The following is a 14,757-nucleotide window of genomic DNA, read 5'->3' on the forward strand; positions in this document are numbered from 1 at the left end:
CCCCGCCGAAGCGGGAGACCCTTTCGTGGAGCCCTATCGCTTGTCGGCAATGCCGCAAGCGGATGAAACCTTACGCAGCGCCAGGTATGACCATCATGGCAATCGTCAAGATGATCACGCATGCAACACCCAGCATCACGAACAGCTTGCCACCGAACTTCAGCCACGTCGAGTACTCGATCTTGGCCAGCGCCAAACCGCCCATGATCGCACCGCTCGTCGGGGTGAACAGGTTCACCAGGCCGTTGCCGGCGCTGAAGATCATGATCATGACGTCGGTCGAGAAGCCCAGCGAGTTCGCCAGCGGGCCCATGATGGGCATGGACACCGTAGCCATACCGGACGACGACGGGATGAGGAACGACAGCACGATGTACAGCAGGAACGACAGCGGGGCGAAGATAATCGCCGACAAGCCGTTCAGTGCAGCAGCCGCGTTGTTCAGGATCCACATGTCGAGACCGGTCTCGCCCATGAGCACCGTGATCGAACGGGCCATGGCGATGATCAGCACGACGCTCATCATGTCGGCGGTGCCGTTGATGAACGCTTTCACGAAGCGGCTCTCGGAAATGCCACCGACGATGCCGATGATGATAGCCATGATGAGGAACCAGGTGGAAGCCTCATCGAAGTACCACTGGCCCAGCGGCAGACCGGTCAGGAACGCAGACCAGCCTTCGGACACCTGCTCTTCAGTGGTGACCGTGCCGGACACGTCGCCCTCGAACACGCCAAGATCCTTGTCGGTGTAGACGGCGGCAACATCCTCGCCGGAAACCTGCGTCGTGACTTCCTCCGTGACCGCGCCGGCATCGAACGCCTCGACGCCGAAGTCGCCCCAGGGGATGAAGCCGACGATCATGACCACGAACGTCAGCGCGAACACAACGAGCGTCCACTTCTGACGACCCGTCATCAGCTTCTCGCTCGGGTTCGCCTCGGCGTTTTCAGCTTCCTGCTGAGCCTCGCCGAACTCGGCCTTCATGTTCTCTTGCTCCTGCAGCGACAGGATGGTGGAGCCCTTGTTCGCCTTGACCTTCTTCGCGTAACGCATGACGAAGACGATGGAGATCGCAAGCGTCACGAGCCACAGGATCACGCCGAGCATGATGATGGTGCCCTGGTTGATCACGATACCCGACGTGCTCAGGGAGTCGACGGCAGCGCCAACGGCGAACGGGTTCACCGTCGAGCCGAGCACGCCGCAGCCAGCACCCAGCAGCACGACCGCAGCACCGACAACGCTGTCGAAGCCTGCGGCGACCATGGTGGCCGCGAGCAGCAGGTAGAACGGAACCGTTTCCTCGCACATACCGTATGTCGTACCGCCGATGGAGAAGATGAACATCAGAATGGGGATGAGGATGAGCTCATTGCCCTTCAGCTTCTTCACCAGCGCTGCGATACCGGCATCCAGCGCGCCCGTCTCCGTGACGATACCCAGGAAACCGCCCAGGATCAGCACGAACAGACAAACAGGCAACGCGTCGGTAAAGCCTTTGACGGGAGCCGTTGCCACGTTGGCAACCGTTGCGCCGGCAATTCCTTCAACGCCGGCCAGCGACATCACGACCGTGACCAACGCCAGCACGATCAAGATGATCAGCAGGATGGTAAACGATGAAATAGATCGCTTTTTCTTGCTCTTTTCCTTTACTTTCTCGGTCATAACAACCCCTCCTATTTTGAGGATCGAGTCGGATATTTTGGCGAACGAGAAATTGACAGCGGATCTGTGGAAGCGTAACCGCACAACCCGCCGGTACCCCTAAACAGTGGAAGGCTCCGCACTACCCTCAGCCGCGGAGCCTTCCGCATACGTAAGACGCTTACGCCGTGATGACCGTACCGGTCTTGCCTTCGATACCGGCCGCAGCGCACTCGAGCGACGTGATGAGCGCCTTGCCCTCGGGATACGCGCGCACGTACTCGATGCACGCCTCCACCTTCGGAAGCATGGAGCCCGGAGCGAACTGACCCTGAGCGATGTACTCCTCAGCTTCAGCAATCGTCATCGTGTCGATCTGAGCCTGATCGGGCTTGCCGAAGTTCACGCAAACCTTCTCGACGGCCGTGAGGATGACCAGCATGTCGGCACCGAAGTCAGCCGCGAGCTTGGCCGAAGAACGGTCCTTGTCGATGACCGCGGGGACGCCGACGTAGCCGTCCTCGGTCTCGAACACCGGCACGCCGCCGCCGCCCGTGGACACGACCACGTAGCCGTTGTCCATGAGGTCCTTCACCGCATCGAACTCGACGATGCGAACGGGCTTCGGGGAAGCGACAACCTGACGCCAGCCGCGACCCGCGTCCTCCTTGAACGTCCAGCCGGTTTCCTCGGCCTTAGCCTTGGCTTCTTCCTCGGAGAGGAAGGCGCCGACGGGCTTCGTGGGGTTCTGGAACGCCGGATCGTCAGGATCGACGACCGTCTGCGTGATCACGTTGGCCGTGGAGCGCATGATGCCGCGATCCTTGAGGTCGTTCAGGATGGCCTGGGACAGCTGGTAGCCGATGTAGCCCTGGCTCATGGCGCCGGCCTCGGGGAACGGCATCTCCGGGGTCTTGCCATCATGCTGGCTCGCATAGGCGAACGCGTTGTTGATCATGCCGACCTGGGGGCCGTTGCCGTGGGAAACCACGACGTTGATGCCCTCGCCCACCATGTCAACGATGTTCTTCGCCGTTTCCTTCACGAGAGCGAGCTGCTCCTGCGGGGTATCGCCCAGAGCGTTGCCGCCCAAAGCGATGACAACGGACTTACCTTCACCCTTCTGATAAGGCATCTTGATTCACCTAGTCCTTCTCAGTTAGGAGAGCGTCGCGTACATGACGGCCTTGATGGTGTGCATGCGGTTCTCGGCCTCGTCGAACACCTTGGACTGCTTGGACTCGAACACGCCGTCGGTGACTTCCATCTCGGTGACGCCGAAGCGCTCGGCGATGTCGGCACCCGTGGTGGTGTTCGTGTCGTGGAACGAAGGCAGGCAGTGCAGGAAGATGGCATCCTTGTTGGCCATGGCCATGACCTCTTCGGTCACGCGATACGGCTCGAGGAGCTTGATGCGCTCGGCCCACACCTCGTCGGGCTCGCCCATGGACACCCACACGTCGGTGTAGATGACATCGGCGCCCGTGCAGGCGTCCTTCACGTCTTCGGTCAGCTTGATGGTGCAGCCGTTCTCGGCAGCGATGGCCTCGCAGGTCTCGACGAGGTCGGCGGCAGGCATGTTCTCCTTGGGGCCGCAGGCGACGAAGTTCAGACCCAGCTTGGCGCACACCACCATGAGCGAACGGGCCACGTTGTTCGCGGCGTCGCCCATGAACACCAGCGTCTTACCCTTGATGTCGTAGTTGAAGTTCTCCTGAACGGTCAGGATGTCAGCGAGCATCTGGGTGGGGTGCCACTCGGTGGTCAGGCCGTTCCACACCGGCACGGAAGCGCCGGCAGCCAGCTCTTCCACGTCGGACTGAGCGTAGCCACGGAACTCGATGCCGTCGTAGAAGCGGTCGAGCACGCGAGCGGTGTCCTCGATGGACTCCTTCTTGCCCATCTGGGAGCTACCCGGATCGAGGTAGGTCACGCCCATGCCGAGGTCCATAGCGCCAACTTCGAACGCGCAACGCGTACGGGTGGACGTCTTCTGGAACAGCAGGACGATGTTCTTGCCCTCGAGATAACGATGGGGGGTACCCGTCAATTTCAGGTTCTTGAATTCGCGGGACAACTTCAGCAGGTACTCAATTTCCTCGGAGGTGAAGTCGAGGAGGCGCAGGAAGTCGCGACCGCTCAGGCTAGTAGGCATAGATCATTCCTTTCAAACGTTACGGTACAAAACATATACACCGCGGGCAGCGCCAAGTAATTCTGCCCGCCCCTCTTCGAATGTCCGGGGCCGTTTGCACGGCCCCGGCAATCCGGAAAAGGCAAGGGTACTTCAGAAGGGCTCGCATGCGCGTCGCGCACGGAGCTTGACGATTTAGTCCTCGCGCTCGATGGGCATGCTCATGCAGCGCGGGCCGCCACGGCCGCGGGACAGCTCGGCGGAGGGAACCTCGATGACGTTGAGGCCCTTCTCCTTGAGCAGCGCGTTCGTCACGTCGTTGCGCTCGTACACCACGATGGTGCCCGGAGCGATGCACAGCGTGTTCGAACCGTCGTTCCACTGCTCGCGCTCGGCCGCGATACGGTCGCCGCCGCCGCAGGGGATGAGCTCGACCGGATGGCCCATGTACTTCTCGAGGATGTCCTCGAGCTTGCCGTTCATCTCCTTGACCTTGATGCCGTCGCCCTCGGGGGTGATCTCGAAGACGGTCAGCGGGCCCATGATGCCCGGGTGGATGGTGAACTTGTCGGTGTCGATCTGCGTGAACACCGTGTCGAGGTGCATCATCGCGCGGTTGTTCGGGATGTTGAAGGCCAGGATCGTCTCGACCGGGCTCGTCTCGTCCTCGAAGATGTTCTTCGCGATGGCATCGATGGCATCGGGCTCGGTACGCTGAGAAATACCGATGGCCAGCACCTTGTCGTTGATGTTGAGGATGTCGCCGCCCTCGATGTGGAACGTGTTGTAGCGGCTGTAGTACTGCGGCACATCCTTGAAGTCAGGATGATGCGTGAAGATGTACTCGGCGTAGATGGTCTCGCGGTTACGCGTGACGGAGTACATGCGGTTGATGGACACGCCGTTGCCGATCATCGCGAACGGGTCGCGGGTGAAGTACAGGTTCGGCATGGGGGCCACAACCATCTTGGAGGACTCGGACACGAGGTCGACCAAGGAGTTCGACTTGTCGGTGTGCAGCTCGGTGAGGTTGATGCCCTCCACCGTCTTCATGACCAAGTCGAGGTTGTCGGGATAATTGTCGTTGAGGTAGTCGTAGATGATCTTCTGGTAACGATCGGTACGGATGCCGGCCTCTTCGATGAACTGCTTCAGGAACTGCTCGCGCAGCTCGGGGTTCTGATCAAGCACCTCGGCCATGAGCTTCTCGAGGTATACGACTTCGACGCCGTTGTCACGCAGAGCCTGCGCGAAGGCGTCGTGCTCCTCCTGGGCGACCTTCAAGAACGGGATGTCGTCGAACAGCAGCTCCTCGAGCGTGTTCGGCGTCAGGTTCAGAAGTTCTCGACCAGGGCGGTGGAGCAGAACTTTTTTCAAAGGCTTGATTTCGCTTTTGACGTTCACACCAGCCATAGCAACCCTCCTTTTCCTTTATGCATTTTCCAGATTTTTGGCTTGCGGAAGCGCCCGTTGCGCACCGGGCGTCCGTTCACCTCGTCAAAATCTCATGCTTCGGATCAAATTGCAACTACAAAAATGAAACAAAACGGTACCTCTCGTCGCACCTCGTGTTTTTTCGGCGAATGGTCATCGTTGATCGTGGTGGTCTACATCATTTCGCCACATTCACTTTGCTGCGCTATAGCATTGAAGCACCCTCTACCCCCTCGTTTCACCCTGGTTTCGGCGCTTTGTCGACCTTTCGAATTGCATACTTGATTAGCCCGAATGCATAAACATGCAGAAAGATGCATTCCCGATGCAAGCGCTGTGCGCAGGGGCGGCGGTCGGGGGCGCATGGTGGGCGCGACGCGGCGTCATGCCCGGCTCTTGAAGCAATAAAATCCCAGATACGAAGCGTGTTTTCACCTTTTGTTCCCCCGCTTCCGCACCCGGCGTATCCGTCGTTCCCCCAGCCGGTTTTTACGGTATAATACCGATGCTCGCTGAAACGCGCCCGTGGCTCAATGGATAGAGCAACGGACTTCTAATCCGTCGGTTGCAGGTTCGAGTCCTGCCGGGCGCGCCATCTTTCGATTACGAAGCAGCTTCGAGCAAACCCCCCGAAATGCAAAAAACTACGAAGTATCTCATAAAGTATTCCATAGCACAATAGATACTTCTTCATTACTTACAGAGTGGTGACAAACAGCCGTCTTTTTTTCGCATGATGAGGAGGGTTGTCAACCAATTGGCAACAGCCGCGAAGAACGGCCGGGTCTTTATTCTCGATGGCGTAGTATGAGAAGCTCTATACCCCGAGCTCACGAGATTCTTCGATAGCATATCGAGAGAGGAGCCGCGCATGCCGTACCTGGAAGACTACACGCTGTATTACAAGAAGGAATGCCCGTTCTGCCAGAAAGTCCTGCGTTTCATGGACGACAACAAGATCATGATGGACACCCGCGACACGCTGCAACCCGGCAATCAGAACGATCTGGTGCGCATCGGAGGCAAGAAGCAGGTGCCGTGCCTGGTGATCAACGGCAAGCCGCTCTACGAATCCGAGGACATCATCGCGCATCTGCGCACCCGAAGCGCTTAGCCTCCTCACCCGCACGATTCGCCAAGCCGCCCGCATGATGCATGCCAGGCGGCTTTTCTATGCCCGCGTGCGCATGCGGCGGGCAACCCGCTGCTCCAGGTACGCGATGAGGTCCTCTTCGCGCGGCCCGGGCGTGTGCGCCTTGAGGTACGACACGCCGAACCCCCACCGGAAGTCGCGCGTCGGCAACGCCACCACGGCATCGCTTCCGTTGAACACCTCGAGCGACGCAAGGTGCGGCAGCGTGAACCCGATGCCCTCCCCGCGCAGCACGAACTCGTATATCCAGAATATCTCGGAGTATTTGACGATGGCGGGCGGTTCGACGCCTTCCCGCTCGAACCGCGCGAGCAGATCGCAGTAGCATTTGAAGTCGTCCCCCGGGATGGCGAGGCGCCGCTGCGCGAGGTCGCCGAGCTCGAGCACGTCGCATTCGGCCAGGGGGTCGTCGGCGCGCACCCAGTAGAGCACGGGCGAGGCGTACAGCTCGTGCGAGACGAAGTCGTCCGCCGTCGAGGACACGGTGAGCGCGAGGTCGTACAGGCCGTCGCGCAGCACCGACTCGCACAGGGCGTCGGGCATCTCGTTGAGGGTGATGGACACGTCGGGGTGCGCCTCGAGGAAGCCGTCGAGAAAGCCCGATCCCAACAGCCCCGGCACCCCGAGCGAGCATGCGATGCGCAGTTCCACGTAGCCGCTCGACGAGATGCGCTCGAACGCGCTCGCCAGCAGGTTGCGCTCGGCGCGCATGCGCTTGGCGTACTCGTACAGCTCGTCGGCGTAGGGCGTTGCGCGGCGCGTGCCGTCCTCGTCCACGGCGAACAGGGGCACGCCCAGCTCGCGCTCGAGGTTGCGGATGGCCTTCGCGAACCCCTGCGGCGACATGGGCACCTTGTTCGCCGCCGCGCTGAAACTGGGCGAATCGTAGGCCAGCATGAAGTAGTCGCACTTGTCTTGCAGCATGGTGTCCCTCCCTGCCTCTCGTGCGCAAGGGGCTCCCTCCCGCTTCGCACGAGGCCCATTGTACTACGCCGCATCGCGCGGGCGGCACGATATGATGGGCTTGAAACTAAGAGATTCAGCAGCAAACAAGGAGCTACACGTCAAGCTCTTGCACGCAATATCCACGGAACACACAATAGGGACAGGCCGCAGGAGGGCGGTCGCAATCCACTTCCTCAGGAATGAGGCAGGCAAGGAGGATCATCATGTCCGAATCCACGAGCAATCTGAGCAGGCGTTCCTTTCTGGCAGGCGCAGGCATCCTGACCGCCGGCTTCGCGGGCGCCGCGCTGACCGGCTGCGGTCCGCAGCAGTCCACGTCGGCTGCAGCCGATGCCCCGACCGCCGGCGCCGATGCGGGCGCCGCCAGCACGAGCGCCGCCGACGACGCCATCTGGAGCATCCCCGAGCTGGGCGAGCCGAAGGAAACCGTGAAGGCCGACGTGTGCATCGTCGGTGCGGGCGGCACGGGTACGGCGGCGGCCATCCAGGCGGTCGACCTGGGCCTCAAGCCCGTCGTCATCGAGCGCTTGAGCGGCTACGGCGGATCGTTCATCGGCACCGAGGGCATGACCGGCCTCGAGACGCACTTCACCGAGGCGGACGGCGGCGTGAAGTTCGCCGGCGCGTACAGCCCCGACGCGCCCTACGGCGTGAAGAACGCCATCAACACCTGCCTGAACTACCATCACTGGATCCCGCAGCATCAGCTGTACGAGAACTTCTTCGGGCAGACGTCCGAGACCATCGACTGGCTCGAAGGCCACGGCATCGTGTTCGAGGGCAACATCTCCATCGGCGTGGGGCCGAAGGTGTGGCACGTGTACGACAAGGGCGACAACGCGAGCCCCGGCGGCTACTTCATGCAGTGCTTCGGCGAAGAGGCGGAGAAGCTGGGCATCGAGGCGCACTTCAACACGTTCGGCCGCAAGCTGCTCGTCGAGGACGGCAAGGTTGCCGGCGTGCTGGCCGAGAAGGAGAACGGCGACGTGCTGAAGGTGGAAGCCCCCGTCGTGATGATTGCCACGGGCGGCTACGCGAACAACTCCGAGTTCCTCTACGCCGTGTCCGAGACGAAGAACGCCAACATCCAGGCGCTCGGCATGGACTGCCGCGCCGGCGACGGCATCAAGATGGCGAAGGACGCGGGCGCCGACATGGCCGAGGGCCTGGGCACCGTCATGTGGTGCGGACCGGTGACCATCGGCGCCGTGACGGCCACGTGGACGACCGATGCCTACTCCGCCGGCGTGCAGCCCACGCTCTGGCTCAACGAGAAGGGCGCGCGCTTCTGCAAGGAGGACCTGTGGCTCGACGACTTCGCCGGCGCGGGCATCTGCGTGCGCAACCAGGAGAAGACGTTCGCGCTGTTCACCGAGGCAGACATGAAGCGCTGGGAGGCCGACGGCCCCGATGGCCAGGTGTTCTCGTTCGGCACGCCGGGCACGCCGCTCGCGAAGGCGCGCGAGGTGCTGGAGAAGGCCGAGGGCTGCCACGTGGGCGATTCCATCGACGCCGTGTGCAAGGAAGTGGGGCTCGACGCCGCGGCGGTGAAGGCCACCGTCGACCAGTACAACGGCTATTGCGATGCGGCGGCCGAGCTCGACGGGACGACACGAGCGCCGACGAGGAATTCGGCAAGCGCGCGAAGTACCTCCACAAGATGGAGGAGGGCCCCTACTGGCTGTGCGAGACGGCCGACGGCTTCTACACCACGTGCGGCGGCATCAAGGTGAACGAGAAGACGCAGGTGCTCGACGAGAACGGCGAGGTCATCGTGGGCCTGTACGCCGGCGGCTCGGATGCGGGCGGCCTGTACGGCGACTCCTACGACGTGAAGTTCGCGCCCGGCTCGCAGGCGGCGTGGGCCGTGAACTCCGGCCGCCTCGCCATGAAGGACGCCAAGGAGCTGCTGGCGTAAGGCGCCTCAGCCCCCTTCCCTCCCCGATTTCGCTTTCCCTCCCCTTCGCGCGCGGGCCCTCTCCCCTCCCGGGCCCGCGCGCAGCAGCCCCGGCCGCATCATGCGACCGGGGCTTTTTTGCGGGCTCGACGGCGTGGTATATGAACGGCGGGCAACGATGCGCAATCAGGTGGGCGCGCGGTGTTCCCGCGCATGAAAAAGCCGGGCACAATGGGTGCCCGGCTTGCAGATTCGTGGAGCGGGTGACGGGAATCGAACCCGCGTCATGAGCTTGGAAGGCTCAGGTTCTACCATTGAACCACACCCGCGTTCAGCGCGGCGACTATTGTACCGCAAGTTCGCGCGTTGCGAGCAAAATTATCCCAGAAAGACCACGTGGTGCCCATGTCCTCCCCCTTGAGCGAATACAACCGCAAACGCAACTTCGAGCGCACCCCCGAACCGCCCGGCACGGAAGAAGAAAGCACGCGACCCGACGATGCGGTCGAACAGGGACGGCTGCGCTTCGCCGTGCAGCATCACCGCGCCTCGCGCGACCACTACGATCTGCGGCTCGAATGGAACGGGACGCTGCTGAGCTGGGCCGTTCCGAAGGGGCCGTCCTACAACCCGCGCGACAAGCGCCTGGCCGTGCGCGTGGAGGACCACCCTCTGGACTACCGCACGTTCGAGGGCGTCATCGCGCAGGGCGAGTACGGCGGCGGCACCGTCATGCTGTGGGACGAGGGGTATTGGGAGCCGCTCGTGGACGTGGAGGACGGGCTTGCCGACGGCGATTTGAAGTTCGTCCTGGACGGGCATCGATTGCACGGTGCCTGGGTGCTCGTGCACATGAAGCCGAAGAAGGGCGAGCGCGACAACAACTGGCTGCTCATCAAGGAAAAAGACGACTACGTGCGCGCGGACGCCGGCATCGACGGCTTCGACACCTCCGTGCAAACCGGGCGCACCATGGACGAGATCGCGCACGGGGAAGACGAGGCGTTCGCCGCGAACCCCTTCGACCACGTGGATGTGGAGCTTGCCAAGCTGGTGAGCTCGGCGCCCGACGGCGACGGATGGCTGTACGAGGTGAAGTACGACGGCTACCGCATGGTGGCGTTCATCGAGCACGACGCCGTGCGCCTCGTCACGCGCAACGGCAACGACTACACCGCGCGCTTCCCCGCCGTGGCCGCGTCGCTGGGCGCATGGGCGGCGGGACGCGCGATGGTGCTCGACGGCGAGCTCGTGGTGACCGACGATGCCGGCAGGACCGACTTCCAAGCGCTGCAGGGTTTCCTGCGCAACCCGGCCGGCAAGCACCCCGCCTACGTGGTGTTCGACCTGCTCGCGCTCGACGGCGACGACCTGCGCGACCGTCCGCTCGTCGAGCGCAAGGAGCTGCTGGAATCGCTCGCGCAGGACGCGCCCGACGACGTGCGCTACAGCGTGCACGTGCGCGGAAACGGCGTCGACAGCTTCCGCGCCGCGTGCGAGCAGCACCTCGAAGGCGTGGTGGGCAAGCGCGCGGACGCGCCGTACCGCGGCGGGCGCTCGGGCGACTGGATCAAGCTGAAGTGCGGAAACGAGCAGGAGTTCGTCATCGGCGGGTACACGCAGTCGATGAAGCGCGTGCGCGGCGTCAGCTCGCTTTTGCTCGGGCAGTACGAGGACGGGCGGCTCGTGTACGCGGGGCGCGTGGGCTCCGGGCTGAGCGAGGCCGTCTCGCGCGATCTGCTTGCGGCCTTCGAGGGCCTCGAGCGCACGGACGCGCCGTTCGAGGACGCGCCGAAGCCGCGCGCGGGCGAGCGGGTCGTATGGCTCGAGCCGCGCCTCGTGGGGGTGGTGAAGTTCTCCGAGTGGACCGACGACGGCCTGCTGCGCCACCCCAGCTATCAGGGCCTGCGCACCGACAAGGAGCCGCGCGACGTGCGGCGCGAGGTTGCGGTGCGCGGCGAAGACTTTCCCGAACCCGACGATCGATCGGAGCATCCCATGAGCGATACCCCCTCCCGCGACGAGCTGCGCATCGACGGCGTGCGCATCACAAGCCCCGACAAGCTGCTGTTCGAGCACCCGCCCATCACGAAGGAAGACGTCGTGCGCTACTACGCGCGCATGGCCGAGCGCATGCTGCCCTACGCGGGCGGCCGCATCCTCAGCATCGTGCGCTGTCCGCGCGGCGCAGGTTCGGCGTGCTTTTTCAAGAAGCACCCCGGCCCCGGCACGTCGGGCGTCATCACCGCCGCCATCCCCGCGAGCAACGGCGAGGACGAGGAGTACTTCTACGTGGACAGCGCCAAGGGACTCGTGTCCGAGGCGCAGATGGACACGCTCGAGTTCCACATCTGGGGCAGCCGCGTGGAAACGCTCGAGCAGCCCGACATGATGGTGTTCGACCTCGACCCCGACAAGGGCCTCGAGCTGGCGCAGGTGCGCCAAGGCGTGCGCGACCTCAAGGGCATCCTCGACGATTTGGAGCTGACGGCGTTTCTCAAGACGAGCGGCGGCAAGGGGTACCACGTGGTGGTGCCGTTCGAGCCGGCGGCGTCCTGGGACGCGTTCCACGACTTCGCGCGGCGCATCGCCCAGGTGATGGCCGAGAAGTGGCCCGACCGCTACACGAGCAACGTGCGGCTGGCGAAACGCACCGGCAAGGTGTTCATCGATTGGATGCGCAACGGCCGCGGCGCCACGAGCGTGGCCCCGTACTCGCTGCGCGCCCGCAGCGGCGCGCACGTGTCCATGCCGCTCAGCTGGAACGAGCTCGACCGGGTGGCGCCCGACGCCGTGTCGATGCAGGATGCCCTGGCGTCGCTCGACGGCGTCGACCCCTGGGAGGGCTACTTCGACGTGCGGCAGGCGCTCAAGTAGCGCGGCCTGGGGGACGCCGCGCATATCTTCGCCCGCAAAACACGCCTCAGCACACGAGGCGTGTTTTGCGGGCGAAGATGCGTTTCCTGCCTACACGCGCAGGGAGGCGCGGAAGCCGCGGGAGGCGTAGTAGGATTCGGCGCCGTTGTGGAAGGTGAACACGCGATTGAAGCGACGGTCGCAGAACAGCGCGCCGCCGAGCGCGCGCACGGGTTCGGGCGTTTCGACCCAGCTCGACGTTTTCACGTCGAATTCCCCGAGCTCCTGCAGGGCGTAGTACTGCGCCTCGGTGAGCATCTCGACGCCCATGTCCGCCGCTTCGTCGACGGCGTTGCCGCGCGGCTTGTTGCGCTTGCGCGACTCCCAAGCTTCCCGATCGTAGCAGAGGTTGCGGCGGCCGACGGGGGTTTCGGGCGCGCAGTCGTAGAACACGTACTCGTTCGTCGCCAGGTCGTAGGTGACCACGTCGGGCTCGCCGCCCGTGTCCTCCATGGCGAAGAGCGCGGCCAGCTTGGCATCGTCCGCTTCCAGCTTCGTCTGCACGCCCTCCCAGTCGATGCCGGGATGGCGCTGCTCGTTGCGCTCGAAGCGCTCCTGCAGGGTTCCGAGCAGCGCCGTGCGCTGGTCGGCGGTGAGAGAGGTGGGCTCCATGGCTCGTCCTTTGCTCGCGAGGGCTTTTCGCCATGGTAGAACCCGGCGAGGGCTTTGGGAACGTCCGCCCGCAAACGCGCGCGAAGCCGTTACCGGACGGGCATCGGGCCTCTACATGGGCTTCAGGTTCCGGTCCAACCGCTCGATCATCCAGGCGAGGCGGCTTGCGCGGCCGGCATCGGTTTTGGCGCTGAAGTAGGCTTTCGCGTACGTCTTGCGCACCGAGGGCGCCATGGCCCGGTAGTTCGCGCATGCCGGCTCGTGGCCTTCGAGCAGCGCCGCGATCGCACTCAGCTGCTCGTCGGTGACGCCCGGCGCCTTCGGGGCGTCCCACCGGCCGTCCTTCTTCGCTTCCGCAATCGTATCGCGTCCGGCCGCAGTCATCGCGCCGCGTGCCTCGAGCTGCTCGGCGAGCGCCTTGTTCTTCTCCGACCAGGGACTTTTCGGCGTGCGCCGCGCGAAGTACTTCTTGTAGGACCCCTCGTCGATGCGCTGCATCTGCCCGTCGATCCAGCCGAAGCACAGCGCCTCCTCAAGCGCCTCGGCCGCCGTGAGCGTTTTCGGCCCGCCCTTCTTGCCGAAGCGCACCCACACCCCGTCGCTCTCGGCCCCATGCGCCTCAAGCCACGCGCGAAACGCGGCCCGGTCGCGGAACTCCACCATCTCAGCCACGGCGCCTCCCTTCGTGAACAGCTCTTTCGAGCTCTGAAACACTTACGCCCGACAACCTCAGGTTGCCGGGCGTAAATGGTCGGGATGACAGGATTCGAACCTGCGACATCCTGCTCCCAAAGCAGGCGCGCTACCAAACTGCGCCACATCCCGACGCGAAAACAGCAGAAGCCAGTATAGCAGAAGATTCGGCGCGCGGCGCGATCTTCGCATGGCATGCGCCCGCGGGCTTGCGCTGCGCGCCCGGCCCTCTCTACGCCACGCTCACCTCGCCAGCGAGGACGCGTTCGTAGTCGGCGCGGTTCTTGCGCAGAAGCGCGGGGATGTCCAGCTCGTAGGGACATTTCGCCACGCAGGCGCGGCAGTCGATGCAACGCTCCACGGCCTCCATGGCCTCCTGCCACGCGGGCGTGAGCCAGGCGCTCGACGGCGCACGGCGCAGCATGAGCGAGATGCGGGCGCACTGGTTGATGACGATGCCCTGCGGACACGGCATGCAGTAGCCGCAGCCGCGGCAGAAGTCGCCCGCCAGCTCGGCGCGCTCGCTCTCGATGAACGCGGCCAGCTCATCGTCCATCCGCGGGGTCTCGTCCATGTACGCCAACCATTCGCGCAGCTCGGACATGCGCTGGACGCCCCAGATGGGCAGCACGTTGTCGAACTGCATCAGGTACGCCATGGCCGTGCGGCTGTTCGTGATGAGGCCGCCCGCCAGGCCCTTCATGGCCACGTAGCCCACGTTCGCTGCACGGCACTCATCGATGAGTTCCCGCTCGCGTTCGCCCGACAGGTAGCTCAACGGGAACTGCAGCACCTCGTACAGGCCGGAACGCACGCAGTCGAACGCCACCTCGATCTTGTGCGCCGTCACGCCGATGTGGCGGATCTTCCCCTGGCGTTTCGCCTCCAGCATGCACTCGTACATGCCGGTGCCGTCGCCCGGCGCGTAGGCCTGGTCGACGCAGTGGAACTGGTGCACGTCGATGCAGTCGGTGCGCAGCTCGGAAAGCGACGTTTCCAGATCGGCCCAGAACGCGTCGGGCGTGCGGGCCATCGTCTTCGTGGCCAGGTACACGTCATCGCGCCTGCCCTCGAACGCGAGGCCCACGCGGTGCTCGCTGTTCGAATAGGCGCGCGCCGTGTCGAAGTAGCGCATGCCGCCCTCGTACGCCGCGCGCAGCAAGGCTACGGCCTCGGCCTCTTCCAAGCGCTGCAGCGGCAGCGCTCCGAACGCGTTCTGCGGCACCGTGATGCCCGTGCTCCCCAACGTGATGTCGCGCATGGACCTTTCCCCTTTCTCGTCGATCTTCCCTCGTCGCCGC

12 protein-coding genes and 3 tRNA genes are annotated in these 14,757 nt (G+C 63.9%); 5 read left to right on the forward strand and 10 right to left on the reverse strand.

The features are described 5' to 3' along the window. Nucleotides 1–70: 70 nt before the first annotated feature. The 4 genes from C1876_RS03950 to arcA all read right to left on the reverse strand — a co-directional run bounded on the left by C1876_RS03950 (nucleotide 71) and on the right by arcA (nucleotide 5,198). Complete coding sequence (locus C1876_RS03950; protein WP_114545424.1) at nucleotides 71–1,672, reverse strand: YfcC family protein; 1,602 nt, start codon at nucleotides 1,670–1,672, stop codon at nucleotides 71–73. A gap of 160 nt (nucleotides 1,673–1,832) precedes the next feature. Next, on the reverse strand, nucleotides 1,833–2,786 hold the full coding sequence (gene arcC, locus C1876_RS03955) for a carbamate kinase (RefSeq protein WP_114545425.1): 954 nt from the start codon (nucleotides 2,784–2,786) through the stop codon (nucleotides 1,833–1,835). A 24-nt stretch (nucleotides 2,787–2,810) separates the two neighbouring features. Next, nucleotides 2,811–3,806 (reverse strand): ornithine carbamoyltransferase, encoded by a 996-nt coding sequence (argF, locus tag C1876_RS03960; protein ID WP_114545426.1) that lies wholly within the window; start codon nucleotides 3,804–3,806, stop codon nucleotides 2,811–2,813. 174 nt (nucleotides 3,807–3,980) lie between these two features. Further along, nucleotides 3,981–5,198 carry an arginine deiminase gene (gene arcA / locus C1876_RS03965; RefSeq protein ID WP_114545427.1) on the reverse strand — a complete coding sequence of 406 codons (1,218 nt, stop codon included), beginning with the start codon at nucleotides 5,196–5,198 and terminating at the stop codon, nucleotides 3,981–3,983. 540 nt (nucleotides 5,199–5,738) lie between these two features. On the opposite strand from arcA, the gene C1876_RS03970 reads away from it, so the two are divergent. Continuing rightward, nucleotides 5,739–5,814 (forward strand) — tRNA-Arg (locus C1876_RS03970). 276 nt (nucleotides 5,815–6,090) lie between these two features. After that, nucleotides 6,091–6,333, forward strand: a complete 243-nt coding sequence (locus C1876_RS03975; RefSeq protein ID WP_114545428.1) for a glutaredoxin family protein — start codon at nucleotides 6,091–6,093, stop codon at nucleotides 6,331–6,333. Nucleotides 6,334–6,390: 57 nt separating this feature from the next. Here C1876_RS03975 and C1876_RS03980 read toward each other — a convergent pair whose 3' ends face one another. Beyond that, nucleotides 6,391–7,296, reverse strand: coding sequence for a LysR family transcriptional regulator (locus C1876_RS03980; RefSeq protein ID WP_114545429.1), 906 nt, complete (start codon nucleotides 7,294–7,296; stop codon nucleotides 6,391–6,393). Nucleotides 7,297–7,541: 245 nt separating this feature from the next. Here C1876_RS03980 and C1876_RS03985 point away from each other — a divergent pair, with 245 nt between their 5' ends. Both C1876_RS03985 and C1876_RS18195 read left to right on the forward strand, forming a co-directional pair. Then, on the forward strand, nucleotides 7,542–9,071 hold the full coding sequence (locus C1876_RS03985) for an FAD-binding protein (RefSeq protein WP_420870308.1): 1,530 nt from the start codon (nucleotides 7,542–7,544) through the stop codon (nucleotides 9,069–9,071). Next, nucleotides 8,999–9,256, forward strand: a complete 258-nt coding sequence (locus C1876_RS18195; protein WP_420870309.1) for an FAD-binding protein — start codon at nucleotides 8,999–9,001, stop codon at nucleotides 9,254–9,256. The genes C1876_RS03985 and C1876_RS18195 overlap by 73 nt, the downstream gene beginning before the upstream one ends. Nucleotides 9,257–9,490: 234 nt before the next feature. Here the strand turns inward: C1876_RS18195 and C1876_RS03990 are convergent. Next, nucleotides 9,491–9,564 (reverse strand) — tRNA-Gly (locus C1876_RS03990). Nucleotides 9,565–9,640: 76 nt separating this feature from the next. Between C1876_RS03990 and ligD the strand changes: the two genes are divergently transcribed. Next, nucleotides 9,641–12,112 carry a DNA ligase D gene (ligD, locus tag C1876_RS03995; RefSeq protein WP_114545430.1) on the forward strand — a complete coding sequence of 824 codons (2,472 nt, stop codon included), beginning with the start codon at nucleotides 9,641–9,643 and terminating at the stop codon, nucleotides 12,110–12,112. Between the two features lie 90 nt (nucleotides 12,113–12,202). Here ligD and C1876_RS04000 read toward each other — a convergent pair whose 3' ends face one another. From C1876_RS04000 to C1876_RS04015, 4 genes are all read right to left on the reverse strand, one after another. Beyond that, nucleotides 12,203–12,763 (reverse strand): DUF4256 domain-containing protein, encoded by a 561-nt coding sequence (locus tag C1876_RS04000; protein WP_114545431.1) that lies wholly within the window; start codon nucleotides 12,761–12,763, stop codon nucleotides 12,203–12,205. A 111-nt stretch (nucleotides 12,764–12,874) separates the two neighbouring features. Beyond that, nucleotides 12,875–13,426, reverse strand: coding sequence for a YdeI/OmpD-associated family protein (locus C1876_RS04005; RefSeq protein WP_211309503.1), 552 nt, complete (start codon nucleotides 13,424–13,426; stop codon nucleotides 12,875–12,877). Nucleotides 13,427–13,511: 85 nt separating this feature from the next. Further along, nucleotides 13,512–13,588, reverse strand: a tRNA-Pro gene (locus C1876_RS04010). 100 nt (nucleotides 13,589–13,688) lie between these two features. Then, on the reverse strand, nucleotides 13,689–14,717 hold the full coding sequence (locus C1876_RS04015) for an aldo/keto reductase (protein WP_114545432.1): 1,029 nt from the start codon (nucleotides 14,715–14,717) through the stop codon (nucleotides 13,689–13,691). Nucleotides 14,718–14,757 lie beyond the last annotated feature (40 nt).

It is taken from the genome of Eggerthella sinensis (assembly GCF_003339815.1).
Classification (GTDB): Bacteria; Actinomycetota; Coriobacteriia; order Coriobacteriales; family Eggerthellaceae; genus Eggerthella; species Eggerthella sinensis.